Origin of the sequence: Candidatus Pelagibacter sp. HIMB109 (assembly GCF_052048155.1) — a bacterium.
Lineage (GTDB): Bacteria > Pseudomonadota > Alphaproteobacteria > Pelagibacterales > Pelagibacteraceae > HIMB114.
Map to the genome: position 1 here is coordinate 143910 of NZ_JBNAIK010000002.1, position 24530 is coordinate 168439.

At 28.9% G+C, this 24530-nt stretch carries 24 protein-coding genes; 11 read left to right on the plus strand and 13 right to left on the minus strand.

Features of this window, described 5'->3' with window-relative positions; all coding sequences use genetic code 11:
* Nucleotide 1: 1 nt before the first annotated feature.
* The 9 genes from glaH to ACTTAQ_RS02485 form a co-directional block, all read right to left on the minus strand.
* Nucleotides 2-913, minus strand: coding sequence for a glutarate dioxygenase GlaH (glaH, locus tag ACTTAQ_RS02445; protein ID WP_440695241.1), 912 nt, complete (start codon nt 911-913; stop codon nt 2-4).
* Nucleotides 913-1239 (minus strand): AzlD domain-containing protein, encoded by a 327-nt coding sequence (locus ACTTAQ_RS02450; protein ID WP_440695243.1) that lies wholly within the window; start codon nt 1237-1239, stop codon nt 913-915. The genes glaH and ACTTAQ_RS02450 overlap by 1 nt, the downstream gene beginning before the upstream one ends.
* The gene (locus ACTTAQ_RS02455; protein WP_440695245.1) at nt 1232-1933 is read right to left on the minus strand and encodes an AzlC family ABC transporter permease; all 702 of its coding nucleotides are present in this window, start codon (nt 1931-1933) and stop codon (nt 1232-1234) included. The genes ACTTAQ_RS02450 and ACTTAQ_RS02455 overlap by 8 nt, the downstream gene beginning before the upstream one ends.
* Nucleotides 1934-1941: 8 nt before the next feature.
* Complete coding sequence (locus ACTTAQ_RS02460; protein ID WP_440695247.1) at nt 1942-2727, minus strand: ABC transporter ATP-binding protein; 786 nt, start codon at nt 2725-2727, stop codon at nt 1942-1944.
* The gene (locus ACTTAQ_RS02465; RefSeq protein ID WP_440695249.1) at nt 2727-3467 is read right to left on the minus strand and encodes an ABC transporter ATP-binding protein; all 741 of its coding nucleotides are present in this window, start codon (nt 3465-3467) and stop codon (nt 2727-2729) included. The genes ACTTAQ_RS02460 and ACTTAQ_RS02465 overlap by 1 nt, the downstream gene beginning before the upstream one ends.
* Nucleotides 3467-4531, minus strand: coding sequence for a branched-chain amino acid ABC transporter permease (locus ACTTAQ_RS02470; protein ID WP_440695251.1), 1065 nt, complete (start codon nt 4529-4531; stop codon nt 3467-3469). The genes ACTTAQ_RS02465 and ACTTAQ_RS02470 overlap by 1 nt, the downstream gene beginning before the upstream one ends.
* Before the next feature lie 4 nt (nt 4532-4535).
* The gene (locus ACTTAQ_RS02475; RefSeq protein ID WP_009359915.1) at nt 4536-5429 is read right to left on the minus strand and encodes a branched-chain amino acid ABC transporter permease; all 894 of its coding nucleotides are present in this window, start codon (nt 5427-5429) and stop codon (nt 4536-4538) included.
* A gap of 56 nt (nt 5430-5485) precedes the next feature.
* Nucleotides 5486-6721, minus strand: coding sequence for an amino acid ABC transporter substrate-binding protein (locus ACTTAQ_RS02480; protein WP_009359914.1), 1236 nt, complete (start codon nt 6719-6721; stop codon nt 5486-5488).
* 104 nt (nt 6722-6825) lie between these two features.
* Complete coding sequence (locus ACTTAQ_RS02485; protein ID WP_440695253.1) at nt 6826-7431, minus strand: LysE family translocator; 606 nt, start codon at nt 7429-7431, stop codon at nt 6826-6828.
* Nucleotides 7432-7475: 44 nt separating this feature from the next.
* Here ACTTAQ_RS02485 and ACTTAQ_RS02490 point away from each other — a divergent pair, with 44 nt between their 5' ends.
* From ACTTAQ_RS02490 to ACTTAQ_RS02525, 8 genes are all read left to right on the plus strand, one after another.
* Nucleotides 7476-8384 (plus strand): radical SAM protein, encoded by a 909-nt coding sequence (locus tag ACTTAQ_RS02490; protein WP_440695255.1) that lies wholly within the window; start codon nt 7476-7478, stop codon nt 8382-8384.
* Complete coding sequence (locus ACTTAQ_RS02495) at nt 8384-9061, plus strand: TVP38/TMEM64 family protein (protein ID WP_440695257.1); 678 nt, start codon at nt 8384-8386, stop codon at nt 9059-9061. Before ACTTAQ_RS02490 ends, ACTTAQ_RS02495 begins: the two co-directional genes overlap by 1 nt.
* Nucleotides 9058-9225: a hypothetical protein gene (locus tag ACTTAQ_RS02500; protein ID WP_440695259.1), complete on the plus strand. Its 168-nt coding sequence runs from the start codon at nt 9058-9060 to the stop codon at nt 9223-9225. Before ACTTAQ_RS02495 ends, ACTTAQ_RS02500 begins: the two co-directional genes overlap by 4 nt.
* 91 nt (nt 9226-9316) lie before the next feature.
* The gene (gene metF / locus ACTTAQ_RS02505) at nt 9317-10273 is read left to right on the plus strand and encodes a methylenetetrahydrofolate reductase [NAD(P)H] (protein ID WP_440695261.1); all 957 of its coding nucleotides are present in this window, start codon (nt 9317-9319) and stop codon (nt 10271-10273) included.
* Complete coding sequence (gene metE / locus ACTTAQ_RS02510) at nt 10270-12522, plus strand: 5-methyltetrahydropteroyltriglutamate--homocysteine S-methyltransferase (RefSeq protein ID WP_440695263.1); 2253 nt, start codon at nt 10270-10272, stop codon at nt 12520-12522. The genes metF and metE overlap by 4 nt, the downstream gene beginning before the upstream one ends.
* A 1-nt stretch (nt 12523) precedes the next feature.
* Nucleotides 12524-13693: an O-succinylhomoserine sulfhydrylase gene (gene metZ, locus ACTTAQ_RS02515; protein ID WP_440695265.1), complete on the plus strand. Its 1170-nt coding sequence runs from the start codon at nt 12524-12526 to the stop codon at nt 13691-13693.
* A gap of 111 nt (nt 13694-13804) precedes the next feature.
* Nucleotides 13805-13978, plus strand: coding sequence for a hypothetical protein (locus tag ACTTAQ_RS02520; protein WP_440695267.1), 174 nt, complete (start codon nt 13805-13807; stop codon nt 13976-13978).
* Between the two features lie 63 nt (nt 13979-14041).
* Nucleotides 14042-14188 carry a hypothetical protein gene (locus tag ACTTAQ_RS02525; RefSeq protein WP_009359905.1) on the plus strand — a complete coding sequence of 49 codons (147 nt, stop codon included), beginning with the start codon at nt 14042-14044 and terminating at the stop codon, nt 14186-14188.
* Here ACTTAQ_RS02525 and ACTTAQ_RS02530 read toward each other — a convergent pair.
* Nucleotides 14185-14940, minus strand: coding sequence for an SDR family NAD(P)-dependent oxidoreductase (locus ACTTAQ_RS02530; protein WP_440695269.1), 756 nt, complete (start codon nt 14938-14940; stop codon nt 14185-14187). The genes ACTTAQ_RS02525 and ACTTAQ_RS02530 overlap by 4 nt on opposite strands.
* Nucleotides 14941-14983: 43 nt before the next feature.
* On the opposite strand from ACTTAQ_RS02530, the gene fumC reads away from it, so the two are divergent.
* A complete protein-coding gene (fumC, locus tag ACTTAQ_RS02535; RefSeq protein ID WP_440695271.1) occupies nt 14984-16372 on the plus strand; it encodes a class II fumarate hydratase in 1389 nt (462 codons plus the stop codon).
* Nucleotide 16373: 1 nt separating this feature from the next.
* Here the strand turns inward: fumC and ACTTAQ_RS02540 are convergent, their stop codons facing one another.
* The gene (locus tag ACTTAQ_RS02540; protein WP_440695273.1) at nt 16374-17744 is read right to left on the minus strand and encodes a hypothetical protein; all 1371 of its coding nucleotides are present in this window, start codon (nt 17742-17744) and stop codon (nt 16374-16376) included.
* A gap of 30 nt (nt 17745-17774) precedes the next feature.
* Here ACTTAQ_RS02540 and ACTTAQ_RS02545 point away from each other — a divergent pair, with 30 nt between their 5' ends.
* Both ACTTAQ_RS02545 and ACTTAQ_RS02550 read left to right on the plus strand, forming a co-directional pair.
* A complete protein-coding gene (locus ACTTAQ_RS02545) occupies nt 17775-20003 on the plus strand; it encodes an ATP-dependent helicase (protein ID WP_440695275.1) in 2229 nt (742 codons plus the stop codon).
* Nucleotides 19996-21651, plus strand: a complete 1656-nt coding sequence (locus tag ACTTAQ_RS02550) for a M24 family metallopeptidase (RefSeq protein ID WP_440695277.1) — start codon at nt 19996-19998, stop codon at nt 21649-21651. The genes ACTTAQ_RS02545 and ACTTAQ_RS02550 overlap by 8 nt, the downstream gene beginning before the upstream one ends.
* Here the strand turns inward: ACTTAQ_RS02550 and ligA are convergent.
* Together ligA and ACTTAQ_RS02560 are read right to left on the minus strand one after the other, a co-directional pair.
* Nucleotides 21637-23655: an NAD-dependent DNA ligase LigA gene (gene ligA, locus ACTTAQ_RS02555; RefSeq protein ID WP_440695279.1), complete on the minus strand. Its 2019-nt coding sequence runs from the start codon at nt 23653-23655 to the stop codon at nt 21637-21639. The two genes, ACTTAQ_RS02550 and ligA, sit on opposite strands and share 15 nt — an antisense overlap.
* Nucleotides 23652-24491, minus strand: coding sequence for an outer membrane protein assembly factor BamD (locus ACTTAQ_RS02560; RefSeq protein ID WP_440695280.1), 840 nt, complete (start codon nt 24489-24491; stop codon nt 23652-23654). The genes ligA and ACTTAQ_RS02560 overlap by 4 nt, the downstream gene beginning before the upstream one ends.
* Nucleotides 24492-24530 lie beyond the last annotated feature (39 nt).

Here is a 24530-nt window from a genome sequence, read left to right on the forward strand (position 1 = left end):
ATCACTTATAAAAAATACCTCTTTGTCTAAGAAGTTCTCTGTATAGTTTAGGGTGAGGTTTAAACGCTTTTCTTCCATGTAACATAAAATAATTATTTGAAAAAATTGCATAACCAGGTGGTAATTTAAAAGATATAAGTTTTTTACTTCCCTCTAAAGACTCTGACAAACTATTTAAATACAAACCCTGTTTTAAGCTTTGTGGCTCAGGAAATTGATCAATGTATGAAATAATAGGTTTTCCTAGTTGATCCGTAGAAAAAATTGGGTGTTCTATTTTGTAATCTACATTTTTACTTTTTGGAGAACCCCAGACAAAATTTTCTTTTCCAATCGGGTCAGTGAAAAATTTTTCACAATCTTCCCAATCATCTAAATGTAACAAGGTACTTTCTCCCCCCTCTGAATTTTCTTCTTTCATTTTCATCATCAAAAGCCAGTCGGTTTTTTCTTTGACGTACGTCCCGTCTGTATGAAGATCTAATTTTTTTGCTGCCTTTCTTAAATAGCTGTCACTATTATCAGTATTTTTAACTTCAAACCTTGCATAATATTTTCCATACATTGCATCAAAGTTAGGAATACCAACAAGATGCGTAAGTGCCGTCGATAGCTTAACCAAAAAATCAGTGTCGTATTTAGATTGATCCATTTCTTCTGGACCTATAACAAATGCTCCTTGATCTCTGTTTAATAAAATAGTTTTGGTTAAACTTTGAATTTTCTCATTAAAAATTTTGTTAAATATATCGGTAATATGAAATCTTAAAAAAGGTTTGTATTCAATATCTAGTAAATCAAATTGATCAAACTGTTCTTTAACTTTATCTAAATAATCATTTTCAATTTTAATATCTACTAGTCTCTGACTAGATGAATGATTATTAACTTTTAATCCTGTGACTTTTTTCATTACAAAACATGATTTAGTATCACAAAACAGATTGTACTGCTAGATACTGCTAATATTACATTTTTTTTGAATAAAAAATAAACGACTAATAAAATTAAGGTACAAATAATTCTTACCAACATAGTAGACTCGGTTAGTATCCCAACTGGAAAAAAAACTATTCTTGCAATAACAGCAGCAATGACAGCCATAGAGACACATCTAATCCAATGAAAAATAGGGCTATCTACTTTAATATTTTTGGCACTAAACATGCCAAAAGCTCTACAAAAATAAGTACCAACACTTGCGACCAAAATTGATAAATAAATAAATTGACTACTCATTATTCTCTTTTCTGAAGATGAAAAAGCCTAATGTTCCTGCTAAAACTCCTGCAATTAAAACTGACCAGCCAGGAAAAACATCATTTAAAAATATACTTAAAATTGCTCCAACTAAAATTGAGCAAATAATCTTTTTTTCTTCTAAATTACTTACTGTCATGACTAAAAAATACATTGGATTAATAAATACAAGAGCAATTAAAATTTCATGAGAAACCAGATTAGAGAATAAATATCCTGCTACCGTACAAACAACTGAGTTAGCCCACAAAAATCCTCCTAATCCAAGAAAATAATTAAACTTTTCATCTTCCTTAATATTTTTTTGAACAGAGAAAAAATTAAACCAAGATGTCACTGCAATGAAATGTGCTCCAATATATTGTTTCCATTTAGGAACGTTTGAATTTCTAATTAATGGAGTGATGTTTACAGTCATTGGGTACAAACGACTATTCGTTAATAAAACGGCTAGAAAAATATTTAACAAAGTTCCTCCAGCTAAAATTGTCTCTGCCATTACAAACTGACCAGGTAAAGCAAAAGTAAAAAATGTTGAGAAGAAGCTCTGATAAATATCAAAGCCAGCACTATGTAAAAAAGCTCCAAAAGCAAACATACTTGAGCCAAGTCCTAAGGCTGGAACACCAAAGGCGTGCTTAACTCCGTCTTTAAAAGATTGCGATGAAAACAAGATTTAGATTATCCTCCAAGGAATAATCTACCGACATCTGGGTTATTTAGCAATTCATCACCCTTACCAACAATTGCTAACTCTCCTGAAACTAAAACATATCCAATATCTGCAAATTCCAAACCTTTTTTCGCATTTTGCTCAACTAAAATAATAGTTTTCTTTTCATTTTGTTGTAGGTCTCTTAAAATTTCAAATACCATTTCAATGTACCTTGGTTCTAAACCAATTGATGGTTCATCAACTAATAAAACACTTGGTTTCATAACCAAAGCTCTAGAGATTTCTAATAGCCTTCTTTCACCACCAGATAAAACTTTAGCAGGTTGGTTTCTTCTATTTCTTAGTCTTTCATATTTTTCTAATACTCTTTGTGCTTCCTCATAAGCTTCTTCTGTTTTATCTTTTGTATAACCTCCCATTAATAAGTTTTCTTCAACGGTCATATCTGGAAATACAGAGTTATCTTGCAAAATATACGCAATACCGAATGACTTTAATTTTTCAGCTGGCGTTACATTTGTAACTTCTTTTCCATCGATATTAATTTTACCCGAAAAAATATTTGTGAAACCATAAATAGAATGAAGAATAGTTGACTTACCTGCTCCATTTGGGCCAATTAAACAAAGTGATTGAGCTTTGCTGCATAACAAATCTATATTATGCAAAATTTCCATTTTACCATATCCAGCTGTTAAGCCTTCAATTGTGACATGTATTTCACCAGAAGATAATTTTTCTAAATCTGATTTAGTTGGTTTTGCACCTAATACTGAATATTGATCTGCCATTATTGTGCTCCTAGATAAGCATCAATTACTCGCTTATCATTTTTAATTTGATCTGGATTTCCTTCAGCTAAAAGTTGACCGTGCGCTACACAGAAAATTTTTTGAGCTAATTGCATAATAACTTTCATATTATGCTCAATCACTAAAAGTGTAATACCGTACTCTTTATTAACAGAAATTAGTCTTTTGATGATACCATTAATTAAGGTAGGGTTAATCCCTGCAGTTGGCTCATCAAGCAATAACATTTTAGGATCGCTCATTAGTGCCATAGCTAACTCTAAAAGTTTTTGCTGACCAAAAGACAAATCCCCAGCCCTTAAATTTCTTTTTTGGTAAAGCCCTACAAATTTTAAAATATCTTCTGCCTTGGCTGTTAAATCAGTAGGTATTCCTGAAAAAACTGTGAAAACAGTTTCATCTCTTGGTTTATGAGAAATGAGCATGTTTTGAACGCAGTTAAGTTTTCCATAAATTCTAGTTTGCTGGAAAGTTCTAAGTAATCCTAATTTTGCAATAGACGGAATGGTTAACTGAGAAATTTCTTTTCCATCAAAATTAATTGAACCTTGATCAATTGGATGTGTTCCAACTATTGAGTTAAATAATGTTGTCTTTCCAGAACCATTAGGACCAATAATACCAACAATAGACCCTTGCTCAACTTGCAAAGAAATGTCAACATTGGCTTTCACACCGCCAAAAGATTTTGAAACATTTTTGACTTCAAGTAATGCCATTAATCTAAACTGATCTGAGCCTTTCTATCTTTTTCATCTATAACTTCACCGAACCACTCTGGTTTTTTTTCTCTTAAATATCCCATTAAACCTTCTGGGAAATAAATAACGATTACAATGATTAAAACTCCAAGAGCTACGTATTGCCAACCTAAAAATAAAGTCCAGAAACTTTCTTTAAATATATGAAACGCGGTGGCTCCAATTATTGGTCCCCATAAAGTTCCTTTTCCTCCAAGAATTGTCATTAACACCATAAACACACCCATTTCTCTTCCATCAAAGGCTACTTCAACTGGTTCTATGTAACCAACCATTGTTCCTACAAGACCTCCTGCTAAACCACAGAAAAATGCTGAAATCATCCAACCAGTAATTTTATAACGCATGGTTTCAATACCCATCGCTTCAGCTTTGTCCTCATTGTCTCTTATGGCATTTAAAACTAATCTAAATCTCGTCGTGTATAACCATCTGATGAAAGTAAACGTAGCAACTAAAAGAATTAAACATAGGAAATATAAAAACTCTCCTCTAGTTTCTAAATCTCCAAGACCTTTTGGGAATGGTGGGGCTGTCATGCCTTGTCCAGCTCCAATTAATTCTATTCCACCTGCCAATTCACCTGACGCAATACCAATTCCTAAAGTACAAATGGCAAAATAATGTCCTCTTAATCCTAAAATTCCATAACCAATTAAACCAGCAATCATAGGCGGGATTAAAGCAGCAAAGGCTAAACCTAGTGCTAAACCTTTAAAATATTGATCTGGTTCATGAACGAATGTTTTTTCTCCACCACTTTCTGTCCATTCAGCTAGAGGGAAATACAAACCAATTTGCATACTCGCGCACAAATACATTCCGACTCCAAAAAACATTATGTTTCCAAAAGAATTGTATCCCATTTCTCCACCTTGAATATTCCATGTCATTGCAAGAATGATAAGGATTAACATGAATGCTAATTGTAATTTAAAATTAACGAATACAAATGGAGCAACTAATAAAAAAAGTAAAAGCGCACCACAAATATAAAGTTCTCTTTTTGTAAAAGCTAACATTGATTTATTTTAGATACTCCCTCGTTTTGGCAAGTTTAAATCTTCTATAAACTAAAATTAATACTAATAAAAAGAATACAGTTGCAATTCTAAACTCTGTTCCAAGTAAATAATCAGCAAACTCTTCAAATACTCCCAAGCCCATACCAGACATTGCAACACCAGGTAAGTTACCAAGACCTGCTACAATTACTATCATGAAAGATCTTACCGTATAAGGTAACCCAACATAGGGGTGTAAAGTAAATGTAATAGCAACCAATGCGCCAGCTACACCACATAATGCAGCATTAATTCCAAAAGTTGAAGCATAAACTTTTTCAGTATCTACACCTAAAATTTTTGCTGCCCTTGCATTCTGAGCTGTTGCTCTAATTGCACGACCAAGTTTAGATTTCTTCATATAAATAGTAAGTAATACTGCACAAACAATACTTACAACTGCTGAGAAAATTTTTGAATTTGGAAGTGTAACTGAATTATTAAATAACATCGTTGTTCCAAAATCTGACTGTGCAACAACAACATCTGAGCCAAAACCAAAATTCATTAATTGCATCATTAAAATACTAATTCCAAATGTTGCTAAAATTGAAATAAACATGTCGCGGTCAACGACTTTGTTTATTACAAGTTTATAAATAAATACTCCTACAAAAAACATTATGATGGGTGATACGAAAATACCCCAAGCAGGATGAATGCCCGACATGTACATGAAATATGCAATATACCCACCCATTATAACAAGTTCTCCTTGGGCAATATTAATAATGTTCATCACACCCCATTGAAGAGCCATACCGTAAGCAATTAAGGCGAATAAAATTCCTAAAAGAATCCCATCAAGAATTGCCTGGGCTGTTAAAGCTGGAACTTGAAATACTAAAAAATCCATTTTAAAAAAAAACTGCCCTCTTCTAAACTAAGAAGAGGGCAATTTCTATATCTTAATTATCTTTTTGACCAAGGTGGTATTGGATGAATTAACTCAGCCGCTGCCCATTTAGTTGGAGCAACAACTACGTTTTCACATTTACCACTTTTGCACATAACTTGGAAAAGCACCATTGGCTTTGCCGTGTTTTGTCCACCTGATCCAAACTTTATATTTCCATAAAAAGTTTGCATTTTAGTTTTTGCTAATGCATCTCTAACTTTTTTAGTATCGAAAGAGTTAGCTCTTTCAAATGCATCTTTAAAAACTAATAATGCTGCAGATGATTCTGCTGCTTGGTATGGAGGCGCATAACCGTAAGCTTTTGTGAAGTCTTTGTCATACTTTATACCATCACCAAAGAATTTATCTTTGTAGGTTAAAGTTTTATGCCATTGAGATGCACATAAAGCAAATTCAGATTTTGCACCATGTTGTTTAGCTAATTTTGAAGCGTCACAGTGTGTCATTGCTAACATTGGAACGTCAACTTTCATTTCTGAAATTTGTCTGATCGCTGTTAACGCACCTTTTGAGTGACCTGACACAACAAGAACATCTGGCTTTACAGCTTTAACTTTTGCTAAAGTTGCTGCCATATCATTAAGTTCTTTTGGAAGCTTATCGTCGATGATGATTTTTGATCCAGTTCTTTTCGCTGCATCTAAAACACCTAATCTAACGTCTTGTGAGAATGCATCTTGCTCGAAAGCTTGCGCGATTCTAACTGGCTTTCCACCGTTCTTTTCAACTGCAAGATCGATTGCTACTTCAAGATACTGGTTTGCAGGTGATAAAACTGCGAACAAGTATTTATATCCTTTAGTAAATAACGATCTTGATGCACCATTTGCTTCAACCATAGGAATTTTATTTTCCTCAGTTACTGGTGCAATCGCTTTTGTTAATCCTGAACTGTAAGGTCCAAGCATATATTTAACACCATCTTGCTTAATAAGTCTCTCTGCTAACTGAGCAGCTCTTTTTGAGTTAGACTCATCATCATAATAAATGATTTTAAACTTATAGCTTTTTCCTCCAACCTTTACTCCACCCATGCTATTAATTCTATCAACGGCAAGGTTGTAACCATTTTTGGTATGCTCACCATTTGTAGAATATTTTCCAGTTAGAGATACTGCTGCGCCAAGAACAATTGTATCGCCCTCAACTTTTGCATTTGCAGTTCCAAAACTAAAAACTAATGCAAGTACAGAGATAAAAGTTAAGATAGATCTATATAGATTTTTCATATTCTCCCCTGTTTGTTTTTGTTAATTAACTTTATAAAATTACATTTAAAAATATTTGTAATCAACTTCAAAAGCTAAATAAAAAAAAACAACTTTTGATTGAATTATACTTTTATTGCAATAAAAATTGCAATTACAGTAAGCGCTGCAGCAGAAACATAATTTAATGTTTTTGGATTTGACTTTAATTGATCAATAATTTTTTCAGCTACCTTTGAGTAAATTGCTAGAGTTAAAAAATCTAAAGTTACCCAGCTGATCAGCATAATAATAAAGTGGGCAATATAATTTTCACCAGTTAAAAAAGTTGGAAATACAGCAGCAAAAAAAACGATGGCCTTTGGACTAAAGAAAGCAATAAAAAATCCATCTCTAAATAAAGCAGTATTAGATTTAATTTGTTTTCCAGTTTTAATATCTAAGTTTGCTTTAGATTTAAAAAAACCAAAAGCAACATATAATATGTATGAAATACCAACCCACTTAAAAACTGAAACAATATTTGGAAATATTTCTATCAATGCACTTAAGCCAAAAAGAACTAATACCATTTGAACAGAATTTGCTGTCACATCACCAAAAGCTGTCCATAAACTTTTTTTAAAACCATAATTTATTGACTGAGACATGATTAAAACTCTAGGTCCTCCGGGAGTAACAAACATTACAATAATTATTTGTAAAAAAAGCAAGTAGTTTTCTGGGAACATTTCAATAATATACTTTAAAATTATTTAGTTTAAAAGAATTGAAAATGTACCAAAAATTTGAAAATAAAACTTTTACTGCTGATAACAAAGCTAGAGCTTATATAGAGTCTAAAAAATTAAAAACTTTATGGTTCAATACAGGAACGCTTTGCAATCTAACTTGTAAAAATTGTTACATTGAATCAAGTCCTAAAAATGATCGCTTATCTTATCTTTCTTTTGATGAATTTAAGATGTTTGTAAATGAAAGTATTCAAAATGAAATGGGAACTGAAGAAATTGGATTTACTGGTGGTGAGCCATTTATGAACAAAGATATTTTTAAGATGATTAAATATTCTCTTGATAACGGGTTTAAAACTTTAGTGCTTACTAATGCAATGAAACCAATGATGAATAATAAGAATGATTTGAATAAATTAAATCATTTAAACCTAACAATTAGAGTTTCAATTGATCATTATAATAAAGATAAGCATGAACAAATCAGAGGTCCAAATAGCTGGGGTCCGATGATTGAAGGATTAAAATGGTTGTCTGAGAATAAATTTAATTATTGTTTGGCAACTCGGCTAATGTGGAATGAGGACGAAGAAACAACAAGAAGAAATTTTAAAAAATTTATTGATCAATATCAACTTACTTTGGATGAAGAGAATAAAAACCAACTGGTAACTTTTGCAGAAATGGATGAAAAACAAGATACTCCAGAGATAACAACTGAATGTTGGGGAATTTTAAATAAAAATCCAGATACTGTAATGTGCTCAACTTCTCGAATGATTGTTAAGAAAAAAGGAAATGAAAACCCAAGTGTAATTGCATGTACTTTGCTTCCTTATAAACAAGAGTTTGACTTGGGCAATAGTCTGAAAGAATCGATGAAAAAAATCTACCTTAATCATCCGCACTGTTCTAAATTTTGCGTTTTAGGTGGTTCTAGTTGTAGTTAATGACTAACAAGATTTTTAAAATTTTTATTATTTTAATCTTTGTAGGAACCATTTCGTTTGGGCTACTTTTTGATTATAGCCAATACTTTTCTTTTGAAACGATTAAAAGCCAACATGATAAATTAAATGAATTTATCAAATTAAATTATTCTTTATCTATAGTGGTATTCTTTATTATTTACTTAATAGTGACAGCATTTGCATTGCCTTTTGGGGCATTAAAAACAATCTTGGCTGGGGCTCTTTTCGGCTTAATTCCAGGTGTGATAATAACGTCATTTGCAAGCTCAATTGGTTCAACTTTATGCTTATTAATGTCCAGGTTTGTTTTAAGAGATTATGTAGAAAAAAAGTATTCCAAATATTTAGAAAAAATAAATGAAGGAATTAAAAAAGATGGAATTTATTATTTATTTTTCTTAAGATTAAGTCCGATATTTCCATTCTTTATTATAAATTTGGTATTTGGTCTGACTAAAATGAAAGCACTGACTTTCTATTTGGTATCTCAAATCGGTATGTTTCTTGGAACTATCATTTTTGTGAATGCGGGTGTTCAATTATCAAAAATTAATAAAATTGAGGATATACTAAGTATCGAAATAATTATTTCATTTATATTGATAGGTTTGGTTCCATTAATTATAAAGAAATTAATCGAAAAATTAAAAAAATGAGCAAAGATATTACTAATTACATCAAAACAGAGTGTGGGTTATCTGAGTATTACTTGCTAAAAGCACGAAAAGGTTTTTTTAATAAACTAAGGTTTTATTGGTTTGTTGCTATAGCAACTGTAAGAGATTTACCTAAAAAAAAACCTGAATTTAAAGATAATTAGTATTTACATAAAATATTATTTAACTATAAGAATATCTAAGCGCTGATTTATATCAAATTGCGGGCGCTTTATAAAAACTGCTAAAGCGATTTTGACCACCGCTTTAGCCGGTGGTTTTTTTTTACCTTCCGGCAAATTTGAAACTAAAATTATGAAAGAAGAATTAAAATTTAGTTTTGAATTTTTTCCATCCAAAAACGCAGAGGATGAAGTCACTGCATGGAAAAGTTTAAAAAAACTTGAAAGCTTTGATCCGCAATTTTACTCGGTTACTTTTGGTGCTGGTGGTGGCGAAAGAATAAAAACTGACAGTTTTGTTAAAAAAATTAAAAAAGAAAGTAATGTTCCAGTGGCGGGTCATTTAACATGCGTTGATATGTCGAAAGATGAAATCAATGATATCGCTCTTAACTGGTTTGAAAAAGGAATAAAAAGAATTGTCGCCTTAAGAGGAGATGTTCGAAATTCAGGCGAACAGTATAAACCTCATCCTGATGGATATAAAAATGCAGCTGATATGACCGCAGGTTTAAAAAAGTTAGCAAATTTTGATATTTCAGTTGCAGGATATCCAGAGATACATCCAGACTCAAAAAATAAAGAATTGGATTTAGATAACCTAAAAAGAAAAGTAGATGCAGGTGCTGATAGAATCATTACTCAATTTTTCTTTGATGAAAATATATTTTTAAAATTTAGAGATGATATTGCAAAACAAGGAATTAAAATTCAATTATTACCAGGTATCATGCCCATTCAAAATTATAAGAGAGTTAAAAATTTCAGTAATAAATGCGGAACTTCTGTACCTGCCTGGATAGAAAAAGAATTTGAAGGATCTGAAGATAATCCAGATGTTCAAAAAATGATAGGTTCTAGCATTGCAACTGACTTGGTGAAAAAACTTCAAAAAGAAGGTGTTAATGAATTTCATTTTTATACTTTAAATAAATATGAATTAAGTTACGCGGTCTGTTCGAGGCTAAAATCTTACAAAAATTTTTTAAAAACAAAGAAAGAAAAAGAAAAAGGAGAAATAAGAATATGATTACAACTGCAACTATTGGCTATCCAAGAATTGGACCAAAAAGAGAGCTTAAAAAAGCATTAGAAAGTTTTTGGAAGGGAGATGTTTCAGAAGCCGAGCTACAGAAAACTGCTGCGGAGTTAAGAAAAAGTGTTTGGCAAGTTCAAAAAGATAACGGAATTGATTTAATTACTTCTAATGACTTTTCATTTTATGACCAAGTATTAGACATGATCTGCTTATTAGGCGCTGTTCCAGAGAGATATAAATGGAATGGAGATGATGTAAATTTAAATACTTATTTTGCAATGGCTAGAGGATCTCAAACAAAAGATCTTGATGTTGGTGCATTAGAGATGACCAAATGGTTTGATACAAACTACCACTATTTAGTACCTGAACTTAAAAAAGATCAAAATTTCAAAATTAGTTCCCAAAAACCTTTCGATGAGTTTAATGAGGCTAAAAATGCTGGTTTTGAAACTAAGCCAGTAATACTAGGTCCAATTACATTCTTACTTTTAGCTAAATCTATTGATGGATCTAGTACAATTGACCTTTTGGATAAAATTCTTCCAGTTTACAAAGAGATTGTAAAAAAACTAAATGAACTTGGCGCAAAATGGATTCAAATTGATGAACCAATTTTTGTAAAAGATTTAAATGATGGTGTTGTTTCAAAAATTAAAAATACATTAAATGAAATAAAATCATCAGCAGGTGAATCCAAAATTCTTTTAACTACTTATTTTGAAAGTATTGATAAAAAAGTAAAAGATGAAGTTTTTGCATCAAATGTTGATGCTGTTCACCTTGATTTGGTTAGAGGAGAAAAAAACAAAGATTACATAAAAAACTCTAACAAAACATTATCCCTTGGTGTGGTAAATGGAAGAAATATATGGAAATCTGATTTATCAAAGATTATAGATGAACTCAAAGAAGTAAGTGATGATTTTATCATCTCTAGCTCATGTCCATTACTCCATTCACCTTATGACCTAGATTTAGAAACAAAAGTCCCAGGAGAGATAAAAAAATGGTTAGCTTTTGCAAAACAAAAATTACAAGAACTAAATATTTTAAAAGAAAATATTAATCATGGCAAAGCAAAAGATCAGCTCTCAGAAAATAAAGCTGATATTGAAGATAGAAAAAAATCAAAACTTATCCATGATGAAGCTGTTAAAACAAGAGTTAAAACAATTAATGATAGTGTTTTAAACCGAGTTTCAAAGTATGAAGAAAGAGCAAATATTCAAAGAGAAATTTTCAATCTTCCCTTATACCCAACAACTACCATTGGATCTTTCCCTCAAACAAAAGATGTGAGGCAAGCTAGAGCTAAAAATAGAAGAGGCGAACTTTCTAATGAAGAATATGAAAAGTTTTTAGAAGAAAAAACTATTGAAACAATAAGACAACAAGAAGAGTTGGGTATTGACGTTATCGTTCATGGTGAATTTGAACGAAATGATATGGTTGAATACTTTGGTGAAAACTTAAAAGGGTTTACTTTTACATCAAGTGGATTTGTCCAAAGTTACGGATCAAGATGTGTTAAGCCACCAATTATTTTTGGAGATGTATCAAGACCAAATCCAATGACTGTACGATGGTCAAAATTTGCTCAAGAACAAACTTCATCAATTGTAAAAGGAATGTTAACTGGCCCAATTACAATTCTACAATGGTCATTTGTAAGAGATGATCAGCCAAGACAAACAACTGCTGAACAAATTGCGTTTGCAATTAGAGATGAGGTTGAAGATCTTGAAAAAAATGGAATTAGAATGATACAAATTGATGAGCCTGCTTTAAGAGAAGGTCTTCCATTAAAGCGAGATGATTGGAACCAATATCTAAAATGGTCTGTAAATGCATTTAGAATTTCTGCCGCTGTAGTTAAGGATGAAACTCAAATTCATACTCATATGTGTTATGCTGAGTTTGAAGATATTATTGAGTCCATTGCAGCACTCGATGCTGATGTAATTTCTATCGAAACATCAAGATCAAGAATGGAATTATTAAAAACTTTTGAACAGTTCAAATATCCAAATGAAATTGGACCAGGAGTTTACGATATTCATTCTCCAAGAGTTCCTAATAAATCAGAGATGGTTGAGCTTATCAAAAAAGCTTCTAAACAAATTGATCCAAAAAGATTATGGGTTAATCCTGATTGTGGTCTAAAGACAAGAGGCTGGCCAGAAACTTTAGATGCTTTGAAAGAAATGGTCGCTGCTGCAAAAGAACTAAGGGGATAAATTGAAAAATAAGGAAACAAATCTCGTAAGAGGAGGTTTGCAAAGATCTCAATTTAAAGAAACCTCTGAGGCACTATTTTTAAATTCAGGATTTGTTTATGATAGTGCTGAGCAAGCTGAAGCTATTTTTAAAGGAGAAGAAACTGGCTATCAATATTCAAGATATGCTAATCCCACAATTGATACTTTTGAAAAAAGATTAGCACTCCTAGATGGATATGAAGATTGTTTTGCAACTGCTAGTGGTATGTCAGCTGTTTTTGGTTCCATGATGTGCCAACTTAGAACAGGAGATCATGTTATATCAGCATCAGCACTCTTTGGTTCTTGTAGATATATATTAAAGGAAATACTTCCTAAGTTTGGAATTGAGGTAGACTTTATTGATGGCAGAGATCTTGAACAATGGAAAAATAAAATTAAAAAAAATACAAAAATATTTTTCTTAGAAACTCCATCCAACCCATGTTGTGAAATCATAGATTTGAAGGGTGTTTGCGACATTGCAAAAGAAAATAATATCTTAACTATTGTCGATAATATTTTTGCTACTCCAGTATTACAAAGTCCAATTAAATATGGCGCAGATATAGTGGTGTATTCTGGAACAAAGCATATTGATGGCCAAGGAAGAGTTTTAGGAGGTGCAATACTTACATCAAAACAATTCAAAGAAGAAACTTTAAAACCTTTCCTTAGACATACAGGCCCATGTATAAGTCCTTTTAATGCGTGGATTTTATTAAAAAGTTTGGAGACAATTCAGCTTAGAGTTAATTCTCAATCAGACAATGCTTTTGAAATTGCAAAATTTTTAGAAAGTAATTCGAATATCGAAAAAGTAAATTATCCGTTTTTAGAAAGCTTCAAACAAAATGATATAGCGAAAAAATTTATGAGCAAAGGTGGAACAATAATGAGCTTTAAGATCAAAGGTGATAAAGAAAAAACATATAAGTTTATAAATAATCTCAAGATTTTTGATATTACAAACAATATTGGAGATACCAAATCACTTGTTACTCACCCTGCAACAACTACTCATAGAGTTTTGAGCGAAGAAGAAAGGGCCAATTTAGATATTACTGATAACTTAGTCAGAATATCAATTGGACTTGAAAATATTGAGGATTTAAAACAAGATTTAGATCAGTCGCTATCAAAATCATAAAAAATCTTAATTTAGACAAATTCAATCATTATTTGCAATTACATGTTTAAGAAATCTGTAATTTTCATTTGCTTATTGCTTTTCCCTTTTAATACTTACGCGGGTAACTGTTTGAACTTAATAAAAGAAATAGATAATTTATTATTAGAGACTAAACAATTATCAAAAGATCAACTATCAGAGATTAAACAATTAAGAGCTCAAGGTGAACAGGCCCACAAGTCTGGTGATCATAAAGAATCTGAAGAAATGCTCAAACAAGCCTTAGATTTGCTTGACGGTTAGCGGTCAAAAAAAAGTCAAATTTACCCAAAAACTCAGTCACATTTAAAATTTATATATCGATGTATGAAAAAAAATAATTTAATAAAACTAGCTCAAGTTGATCCAATTGAGATTGATCAAAAAACCAATTCTTTTTTTAATAAAGGAACACAACTACTATTAGGGGCAAATTTAGTTGTAATGGTAATGATTTATTTAGTGATTTACTAATTATCAGTTTTTACCATAAATTTTATTAGAAATAAAAAAACTGGTTTTGGTAAAATTTTAAGAGTTTTAAATATTAAACTCATCGTAAAAGGAAAAGTAATATCATATTTCTTTTTCTCTAGTCCTTTATGAATAATTTGTGCAGCCTTTTCAGCAGACATTAAAAAAGGCATTTCAAATTTATTCTGATCAGTAAGTCTTGTTTTGACAAAGCCAGGATTGATTAAGCTCACATATATATTGTTTTTTTTACAGTCATTATAAATAGATTCTGAATAGTTCATGATAGCAGCTTTACTTGGTCCATAACCGGATGAATTTGGTAAACCAAAAAATCCTGCTAAAGAACTAATCATAGCAATATGACCTTTTTGTTGATTTTTCATAACAGGTAAAATCACGGACATCACATTAATTAAACCCATAAAATTTACCTCTATAGTTTTTCTATAAAGATCTAAATCTACATCAAAAGTATTATTGGGTTTATAAAAACCACTAGAATAAATTACTAAATCAATATTTTTTACTTCATCTATAACTGAAGTTAAAACTTCTCTACATTCACTTGCTGAAGTTACATCAAGTTTTTTTGTAATTACTTTGCAATTTTCATTTAGAAAATCTTCAGATATTTGTTCTAATTTATCTTCATTTCTTCCAAAAATGATCAAATTTTTAGAATTTTTTAAATAAATCTTTCCAAGTTCAAAGCCTATACCAAAAGTTCCACCTATTATTAATGTGTTCATTGTTTTTATTAATTTAATATATATATATAAATTATAATCAAATATGTCTTCAAGAACTGAATTTGATAGTTTTGGTAAAATAAAAGTACCTTCAGATAAATACTGGGGAGCTCAAACACAAAGATCTATAAAAAATTTTAAGATTGGCAAAGTAAATGTGCCTCTTGAACTAATTCATGCAATTGGAATAGTTAAAAAATCTGCAGCAATAGTTAATGCTAAGTTTAAAGACTTAGATAGTAATTTATCTAAATATATTCAAAAAGCTGCCGATGAAGTAATAGCAGGAAAACTTGACGATCATTTTCCTTTAAAAGTTTGGCAAACAGGTTCTGGTACACAAACAAACATGAATGTTAATGAGGTAATTGCAAATAGAGCAATCGAGATGCTAGGCGGAAAATTAGGATCAAAAAAACCAGTTCACCCAAATGACCATGTAAATATGGCTCAATCTACAAACGATACATTTCCAACTGCAATGCATATAGCTATTGCAATACAAACGAATAAAAAATTAATACCTTCCCTTTTAAAATTGGAGAAAGCTCTTTTAAAAAAAACTAAGCAATTTAAAGATATTGTTAAAATTGGAAGAACTCATTTACAGGATGCAACTCCATTAACCTTGGGACAGGAATTTTCAGGTTATCATATGCAGATTAAAAATTCTTTAGAAAGAGTGCGTATAGCATTAAAAGAAATATATTATCTTGCTCAAGGAGGAACAGCTGTAGGTACAGGTATAAACTCAAGAAGAGGTTGGGATAAAAAAATTGCTAATGAAGTCAAAAAAATTACTAAACTTCCATTCAAAACAGCGAAAAATAAATTTGAAGCACTCGCAAGTCATGATCCAGTAGTCAATTTTTCTGCGAGCTTAAACACAACAGCTGTAGCACTAACAAAAATAGCTAACGATATTAGATTTTTAGGATCTGGTCCAAGAGCAGGTTATTCAGAACTTGAGCTTCCTGAAAATGAACCTGGTTCATCTATTATGCCTGGAAAAGTGAATCCAACTCAATGTGAAGCCATAACAATGGTTTGTACTAAAGTAATAGGTAATCACACAGGAATAACAATTGCTGGAACTCACGGACACTTTGAACTTAATGTTTTCAAACCAATGATCGCACATAATATAATTCAATCGATTGACCTCATAGCAGACTCTGTAAATTGTTTTGTTGATTATTGTGTGAATGGAATAAAACCAAATAAGAAAAAGATAAATGAACTTTTAAATAACTCTTTAATGCTTGTAACAGCTCTATCACCAAAAATTGGATATGATAATGCAAGCAAAATTGCAAAAACAGCACATAAAAATGGAACAACTCTTAAAGAAGAAACTTTAAAAACTGGCTTAGTAACAGAAGCAGAATATAATAAGATAGTTGATCCCAAAAAGATGGTAAGACCAAAATAATTTATAGCAAAGTAAAGTATCTTGGTAGATCGAATAAATTTTCAAGTTTTCCGAAGATTACAATCGAATTTAGATTTGTATTTAATTTTTGAATCTCATTATCATTAAACTCCCTATTTACAAAATTTTCTTGGACAGTAATTTTTGATTTATTAATATTTAAAATTCCTTTTGATTGTAATTTAAATTCGCCATCTATAGCTTTATCAATTAAAAATTTATCATCACAAATTTGTGCACAAAGTCTTTTTAAATTTTTTGTTGAAAATATAACATCATAAAAAAAAAGATTGTCTTTTTGATAAGTTATATTTCTTCCCTTAATATTAATTGAATTATTATCTGAATAAATATTTATATCTTCAAAAAAAATATCTCCATTTTGAAATAAGACATTTAACTTAATATTTTCAAAAACTTCTTTATCGCTCTTGAAATTATTAAAGCTTAATTTTATTCTTCCATCGAAAAGATTAGCTAATAAATTAAGGTTTTGTGATAAAAAAGTTGCCAGGTCTGTATTACTAATTTTTTTAAATTTAGAATTTTCAAAATATCCATCGAGTACAATTATATTTTTTTCATTATTATTGTTTATATTGATTAATCCACTAAATATATTTGTTTCAAATTCTTTAGTAATCAAACTAAACTTATTTTTATTTTGCTCATAAGTAAAAGAGGCAAAAATACTTTCAACTCCTGGAAAAATAGAACTATTATTGTAATCTAATTTTATCAATTTTTTTGGGTTTAGAAAATTTTCAATGCTAGCTTTGAAATTTATTTCTGGAGATTTTAAACTTAATTGATTTTCTTTAAATTTAATTTTAAACAAAATATCACCAACATAAAATTTTCCATTTATTTTATCTATTTTCTTATTTTTGTATAAAATATTGCCTGAAAATTCGTTTATGCTGAAAGTCTGCTTATTATCAAAAAACTTAATATTTACCTTTTCAAAATTAATTTTTTTATTATCAAATTCTTCAATACTCGATAAAATTTCCAAATTATTTAGATTGATTATAAATTCTCCACTATTGATAAGAATATTTTTGTATGAGAATTTATTTTTTAATAAATCAAAAATAGATACATTTAAAACAATTTTATTTAGAATACTGTTTTCTTCATCATTCTTTATATGCACTTCAGAAATTTCCAAACTAGGTAGAGGATTTAGTTTATATTGAATATTGCCCTTAATGTTTACTTTATAAAATATTAATTCAGATATTAAATTTTCAATTCCAGCTTTCTTATCATTATTGAAATTAATTAAAAAAGGTGAGCAGACATAGGTTGTTACAGAAAAAACTAAAAATAAAATTGATATTAACAGCTTTTTTGCATTTTTTTTTAACATTTATTTTTGTTGTGCTAATTTAATTATTAAATGAGTAGTTATTTAAATTCATTGAATAATCAACAAAAATTGGCCGTCTCAAACACAGAGGGGCCATTACAAGTATTGGCTGGCGCCGGCTCAGGAAAAACTAAAGTTCTAACTTCAAGAATTGCTTATTTAATCCAACAAAAAAAATGTTTTGGACAACAAATGCTTTGTGTGACTTTTACAAACAAAGCCGCAAGTGAAATGCGTGAACGGGTTTTAAAATTAGTTAATTCTAAATCAGTAGCATTTCCGTGGCTTGGAACTTTTCATTCAATTTGCAATAAAATGTTAAGAAAAAATGCTGAAGCAGTTGGTTTAAAACCAAACTTTACAATCATTGATACTTTAGATCAGATTAAGTTAATTAAGAATATTTTAAGTGCAGAAAATATAGATATTAAAAAAAATCCACCTAAACAAATTGCATTTCATATTGATCAATGGAAAAACAAAGCTTTGTTACCTGAGCAAGTAAAGTTAAAAAATCAAGAATTTAATTTAGTAAATGCACTTAAGGTATACAAAATCTATCAAAAAAGATTGTTAGTTATGAACTGTGTTGATTTTGGTGACTTAATTTTACATGTTGTAACAATTTTAAAAAAGTTTGAAGATATAAAAAAAATATATCAAAGAAACTTCAAATATATTCTCGTAGATGAATTTCAAGATACTAATTATGTTCAAAATCTTTGGCTTAAGTTATTAACTTCTGAAAAAAAAAATATTTGTGTTGTGGGTGATGATGATCAATCAATTTATAGTTGGAGAGGTGCCGAGGTAAAAAATATATTAGAATTTAAAAATAATTATCAAAATACTCAAACAATAAAATTAGAACAAAATTATAGATCTACAGAAAATATACTTAATAGTGCAACTTCTCTTATTTCAAATAATGAAGATAGACTGGAAAAAAATATTTGGTCAGAATTAGGTGATGGAGAAAAGGTAAAAATTAAATCTTATTTTGATGGCATAAGTGAAGCGACAGGTATCTCGGATATCATTGAGCAAAATTTATCAAAAAAGTTTAAACTTAATGAAATTTCGATTTTGGTTAGAGCTGCATTTCAAACAAGAGAATTTGAAGAAAGATTTATAAAAATTGGACTACCATATAGAATTATTGGAGGTTTAAAATTTTATGAAAGATCAGAAATTAAAGATGCCTTAGGTTATTTAAGACTAATCAATCAGTCATCTGACGATATTTCATTTGAAAGAATAATTAATAACCCAAAAAGATCTATAGGTGATAGCTCAATAAAAAAAATTCATGATTTTGCTAGAGAAAAGGATTTATCACTTTTTGATGCTTCTCAACAAATATTAAAAGAAAATATACTTAAACCAAAAACAATACAAAATCTCAAATCCTTTTTAGTAAATATGATTTCTTGGAAACAAAAATCTAAAGATATTGATCACATTTCATTACTTGAAATTGTGCTAGATGAGTCGGGTTACTCTTCTATGCTTAAAAATGAAAGAACGCCTGAAGCTGATGCAAGATTAGAAAATCTAAAAGAATTAAAATCTTCAATGAAGAACTATTCATCTTTGAATGAGTTCTTAGAAAACATTTCTCTTCAGACGGCAATAGATGAAGAATGGGATGGTGAAAAAATTAATATTATGACTATTCATTCAGCTAAAGGTTTAGAATTTGATGCAGTTTTTTTACCTGGTTGGGAGGAAGGTTTGTTTCCACATCAAAAGTCAATTGATGAAAAAGGAGCAGACGGTATAGAAGAGGAAAGAAGATTAGCGTATGTAGCTATTACAAGGGCAAAAAAAGAATTATTTATTTCTTTTGCAAATCAAAGAAAATTTTATGGAAGACAAAATGATAATTATGACTTTTATTCTTCATTGCAGTCTCGCTTTATCGACGAAATAGACGATAAATATACTGAGATATCAATTGATAATACTGAAGAGGATGAGTTTATCTTCGATCAAGATTTCAATATTGAGGGGAAAAAAAATAGCCCAGGTTGGAATAGATTAAAGAGCAATTTTGCAAATAAAAATGAGGAAAATATAAAAACTATTTCTTATACTGAAAATTTCACAGATTTTACTGTAGGTGAAACTGTGAAACATGAAGGTTTTGGTTTAGGAAAAATTATTCATATCGATGGAAACAAATTACTTATAAATTTTAAAGAGCAAGGTGAAAAAAAGGTAATAGATAAATTTATTCAAAAAGCATCTAATGAATAGCGTATTAAAAATTAAAAATTACTTAAAAAATAATAATAATATAGAAGCTTGTTTGATTTCAAAAAATAATACTTTTTTAAATGAATTTGTAGAAGATAGAGATAATTTTTTATTAAAAATTACAAAATTTACAGGATCTCTAGGTTATGCAATCATATATAAAAATAAGCAAAATTTATATGTCGATGGTCGATATACCCAACAAGCCAAGATACAAACAAAAAATTTTATAATTAAAGATATATCTTTACTAAAAAATGATATTGGCAAAATAATAAATTCTAATAAAAAATTACTCATTGATCCAAAAACTTTTACATTCAATTTTTTTGGTAAATTCAATTATAGAAATCTTCACTTTTTTAACTCAAATAAAAATTTAAAAAAAAAAGAAAAACTCTTTTACCTTTCAAAAAATTATAGCGGGCAGGACTCTTTTGAAAAATCAAAGAAAGTTAATAAAAAACTCACTTTAAAAAAAAATGAAGTTTTTCTAATTACTTCACCTGAAAATATTGCTTGGTTAAGTAATATTAGATCTTATGATAAAAAATTTAGTAAAATTTTTAATTGTATTGCATTAATTAAAAATAAAAAAATTTATATTTATTCAGATCAAAAAATTAATTTAAAAATAAAAAATATAATATTTAAAAAAAACAGTGAATTTAAACAACATCTTTTGAGTATAAAAAAAATTTATACAGACAAAAAGTACCTGTCTCTTTATCATCATAATTTTTTTATAAAAAATAAAATTAAAATTAAATTCATTAATGATCCGATTGATCAATTTAAAAGTATAAAGAATAATACAGAGATTTTAAATTTAAAAATATCACATATTTTTGATGGTATAGCATATTGTAAATTTTTATATTGGCTAAAAAATAATAATTTAAAAAATACTAGTGAAATTGAATGTCAAAAAAAAATTGAATTTTTTAAAAAGAAAAATAAATTTTATCTTGGACCTAGCTTTGAAACTATTTCTGCAACTGAGAAAAATGCATCTATAATTCATTATAATGCCAAAGATTATAAAAAAACAAATTTAAAAAAGAAACATCTTTATCTTTTAGATTCCGGTTCACAATATTTGTATGGAACCACAGATATGACTAGAAGTTTTTCGCTGGGTAAACAAAATCAATTTAGAAAAAAAATTTATACATTAGTTTTAAAATCACATATTACGGTTGCTATTGCTAATTTAAAAAACATGACAGGAAAAAAATTGGATAGAATTGCTAGAAAAAATCTTCTTAAATTTGGATATAATTATAATCATGGTACAGGCCATGGTGTAGGCTTTCTATCAAATGTACATGAAGCACCACCTTCAATATCAAAATTTTATAATAAGAAATTTTTAGTTAATCAAGTAGTGTCTAATGAACCTGGTTATTATAAAAACAATGATTTTGGAATTAGAATAGAAAATTTAATTTATAAAAATCATAAAAATAATTTTGAAAACCTCACATTAGTTCCATTTGAAAGAGAAATGATACTTAAATCTATGCTCACTAAAAATGAAAAGGACTGGATTAATAATTATCATAAAGAAATTTTTGAAAAAATTCACAAATTTCTCAATTCTAAGCAGAAAGTATTTTTGCAAAAATATTGTTCAAGGATTAATTAATTTATACCAATCTTTTTCTTTTAAAATTTTAATACCCAAATCCTTAGCCTGATTTACTTTTTTTACAGTTGGCTTTGAGTCTCCAATAACCAAATAGTCTAACTTTTTTGATGGAGAACCTAAAACTTTTCCACCTTCATTTTCTACAATTTGTTTTGCTTCGGACCTACTCATTTTTTCCATACCACCTGTAAACATAAATGTTTTATTTATAAACTTGCCTTTTAATTGCATTTTGAAATCTGAAATAGATAAATTCTTAACTAATTCTTTGAAAACTTTTTTGTTAGTATTATTAGAAAAAAAATTTTTTAATGAATTGATTTGTGTTTCTCCAATACCATCAAGTTCAAATAAATCTTTGTAGGAACTTTCATTTTCAGTCATTAATTTATTAAAAAATTTTATTGATTGAAAGTATTTGCCTAAAATCTTTGCATTTTCCTGCCCTATATGTCTTATGCCCAGTGAATAAATAAATTTATCTAAACTAATTTTTTTTGTTTTATTAATTGATTTTTTTAAGTTTTCAGCAGAAAGTTTACCCCACCCTTCTAATTTAGCAATTTTATCAAAATTTAAATTATATATATCTTGTGGTAATTTTACCAAGTTCATCTCCCAAAAATTCTCAACTACTTTTTTCCCTAAACCTTCAATATTCATTGCATCTTTTGAAACGTAATGTTTGATTTTTTCTTTTGTAATTAAATTACATTCGTATCCTCTATCTGGACATCTTCTTACCGCATCATACTTCTTTGTAATCTTATTAAACTCCTTAATTGTTTCAAAACCACACGGACATTTTTTGGGAAACAAAAATTTCTTAGAGTTTTTTTCTCTTTTAGATTTATCTACTTGAACAACTTGAGGTATTACGTCTCCCGCTCTTTGCACAATAACAGTATCTCCAATTCTAATATCTTTTCTCTTAATCTCGTCCTCATTATGCAATGTAGCATTTGATACTGTTACTCCTCCAATATTTACTGGATTTATTTTTGCAACTGGTGTCAAGGCTCCAGTTCTGCCAATCTGAATTTCTATATTTTTTATTTTTGAAATACCTTTTTCAGCAGAAAATTTATGTGCAATAGCCCATCTTGGTGAATTAGTTAAATTACCTAGTCTTTGCTGCAACTTAAATTCATCAACTTTATATACAATTCCATCTATGTCATAATCAAGTTGAGATCTTACACTCTCTATTTTTTCATAATTCTTAAATAAATCATCCTCATTTTTTACTATCTGTCCAAAAGAATTAATTTGAAAACCTTCTGATTTTAGAATGTTTAAAAATTCAGACTGTTTATTACAAAGGTCATGATTCATGAATATTGTTCCATAAGCAAAAAAACTCAGTGGGATTTTGGATGTGTTTGTTGCATCTTTTTGTCTTAACGAACCAGATGCAGCATTTCTCGGGTTAGCAAATTTTTCAGAAATATGATTAAATTTTGACCTAGGTATATAAACTTCACCTCTTACAATCAGCTCTCCAGATTTTAATTTTTTTAGTTTCTTTGGAATATCACTTACTGTTAATAAATTTTCAGTAATATCCTCGCCATATTCACCATCTCCTCTAGATAAACCTTGGACCAAATTTCCATTGATGTACTTCAAACTAGCAGAGATTCCATCGATTTTTGGCTCAGCAAATAATTCTAGTCTAAAATTTGATTTAAAATTTAAATAATTATTAATTCTCTTATAAAAATCTATTATATCATTTTTATCAAATGCATTATCCAAGGACAGCATCCGCTCGTAATGTTTTACCTTTGAAAATTTTTTGGATGGCTTGTATCCTACCAAATCAGATACCTTAATTTCATTTACTGGTATTATTGAATTCTTTTCAAAATTTAAAAGTTCAATTTTAAGTTTATCATATGAAGCATCATCTATTTTCGATACATTATGATCATAATAATACTTATTGTGCTTAATTAAGATTTTTTTCTTTTTTTTATATTCACTTATATCCTTAATCATTTTGAAAACTTAAAAATTTTTTTTAGTTTATCTGTAAGTTTTTCTTCATTATTATCTTTAACAATTTTATAATTTTTATCTCCTACGATTTTATAACTTTTTTTGTACCAATCACTGTCATTAAAATTATAACCTAAAATAGATGCATACTTTTTTGCCTCAAAAGTATTTCCAAGTTTATAATAAATTTCAACTAAACGATGTAAAGCTTCTGTGATATAAATTGTCTGATCGTAATCATCTATAATAATTTTTAATCTTTTAATTGCAGGTATCCATCTTGATTTATCCATATAATATCTTGCAATATACATTTGCTTACCAGCGAGCTGTTCCTTAATTAAATCAATTTTATATTTGGACTCAGTCGCATAAATTGAATTAGGATACTTTTTAATTATTTCGTTAAATTTTTTTAATGCAAATTCACTATTAGACTGGTCCCTAGCGATTGTTTCAATTTTTTCATAAAAACACAATCCAATTATAAATTCTACATAATCCAAATCACTACTTAGGGGATATAATTTTTTAAATTTTTTTGCGTATTCTACTGCTTTAAAATATTCACCAGACTCATAATAAATATACATGATCATCAATGTTGCTTTTGGAGCCCATTCTGAAAATGAGTACCTAGACTCTACTTTTTGGAACAATTCTACAGAGTCGCTCCATTGATTTGTTTCATAACTATTAAAAGCTTCTTTGTACAAAACATCTAAGGGTGGCAATTTTTCAGGCCTTTTAATATAATTATCTTTCTTACTACAACTAATTAAAGAGATACAAAAGATAAGTACTAAAAAAAAATTATTTTTTGAAATAATCATCATTTATTCGACTAATAATATCATTATAAGGTTTTTATATAT

What these genes read in the sequence shown, in the direction of transcription:
- glaH (WP_440695241.1), bottom strand. Translation starts at nt 913, where the DNA reads ATGAAAAAAGTCACAGGATTAAAAGTTAATAATCATTCATCTAGTCAG.
- ACTTAQ_RS02450 (WP_440695243.1), bottom strand. Translation starts at nt 1,239, where the DNA reads ATGAGTAGTCAATTTATTTATTTATCAATTTTGGTCGCAAGTGTTGGT.
- ACTTAQ_RS02460 (WP_440695247.1), bottom strand. Translation starts at nt 2,727, where the DNA reads ATGGCAGATCAATATTCAGTATTAGGTGCAAAACCAACTAAATCAGAT.
- ACTTAQ_RS02465 (WP_440695249.1), bottom strand. Translation starts at nt 3,467, where the DNA reads ATGGCATTACTTGAAGTCAAAAATGTTTCAAAATCTTTTGGCGGTGTG.
- ACTTAQ_RS02470 (WP_440695251.1), bottom strand. Translation starts at nt 4,531, where the DNA reads ATGTTAGCTTTTACAAAAAGAGAACTTTATATTTGTGGTGCGCTTTTA.
- ACTTAQ_RS02475 (WP_009359915.1), bottom strand. Translation starts at nt 5,429, where the DNA reads ATGGATTTTTTAGTATTTCAAGTTCCAGCTTTAACAGCCCAGGCAATT.
- ACTTAQ_RS02480 (WP_009359914.1), bottom strand. Translation starts at nt 6,721, where the DNA reads ATGAAAAATCTATATAGATCTATCTTAACTTTTATCTCTGTACTTGCA.
- ACTTAQ_RS02485 (WP_440695253.1), bottom strand. Translation starts at nt 7,431, where the DNA reads ATGTTCCCAGAAAACTACTTGCTTTTTTTACAAATAATTATTGTAATG.
- ACTTAQ_RS02490 (WP_440695255.1), top strand. Translation starts at nt 7,476, where the DNA reads ATGTACCAAAAATTTGAAAATAAAACTTTTACTGCTGATAACAAAGCT.
- ACTTAQ_RS02495 (WP_440695257.1), top strand. Translation starts at nt 8,384, where the DNA reads ATGACTAACAAGATTTTTAAAATTTTTATTATTTTAATCTTTGTAGGA.
- ACTTAQ_RS02500 (WP_440695259.1), top strand. Translation starts at nt 9,058, where the DNA reads ATGAGCAAAGATATTACTAATTACATCAAAACAGAGTGTGGGTTATCT.
- metE (WP_440695263.1), top strand. Translation starts at nt 10,270, where the DNA reads ATGATTACAACTGCAACTATTGGCTATCCAAGAATTGGACCAAAAAGA.
- ACTTAQ_RS02525 (WP_009359905.1), top strand. Translation starts at nt 14,042, where the DNA reads ATGAAAAAAAATAATTTAATAAAACTAGCTCAAGTTGATCCAATTGAG.
- ACTTAQ_RS02530 (WP_440695269.1), bottom strand. Translation starts at nt 14,940, where the DNA reads ATGAACACATTAATAATAGGTGGAACTTTTGGTATAGGCTTTGAACTT.
- fumC (WP_440695271.1), top strand. Translation starts at nt 14,984, where the DNA reads ATGTCTTCAAGAACTGAATTTGATAGTTTTGGTAAAATAAAAGTACCT.
- ACTTAQ_RS02540 (WP_440695273.1), bottom strand. Translation starts at nt 17,744, where the DNA reads ATGTTAAAAAAAAATGCAAAAAAGCTGTTAATATCAATTTTATTTTTA.
- ACTTAQ_RS02545 (WP_440695275.1), top strand. Translation starts at nt 17,775, where the DNA reads ATGAGTAGTTATTTAAATTCATTGAATAATCAACAAAAATTGGCCGTC.
- ACTTAQ_RS02550 (WP_440695277.1), top strand. Translation starts at nt 19,996, where the DNA reads ATGAATAGCGTATTAAAAATTAAAAATTACTTAAAAAATAATAATAAT.
- ligA (WP_440695279.1), bottom strand. Translation starts at nt 23,655, where the DNA reads ATGATTAAGGATATAAGTGAATATAAAAAAAAGAAAAAAATCTTAATT.
- ACTTAQ_RS02560 (WP_440695280.1), bottom strand. Translation starts at nt 24,491, where the DNA reads ATGATGATTATTTCAAAAAATAATTTTTTTTTAGTACTTATCTTTTGT.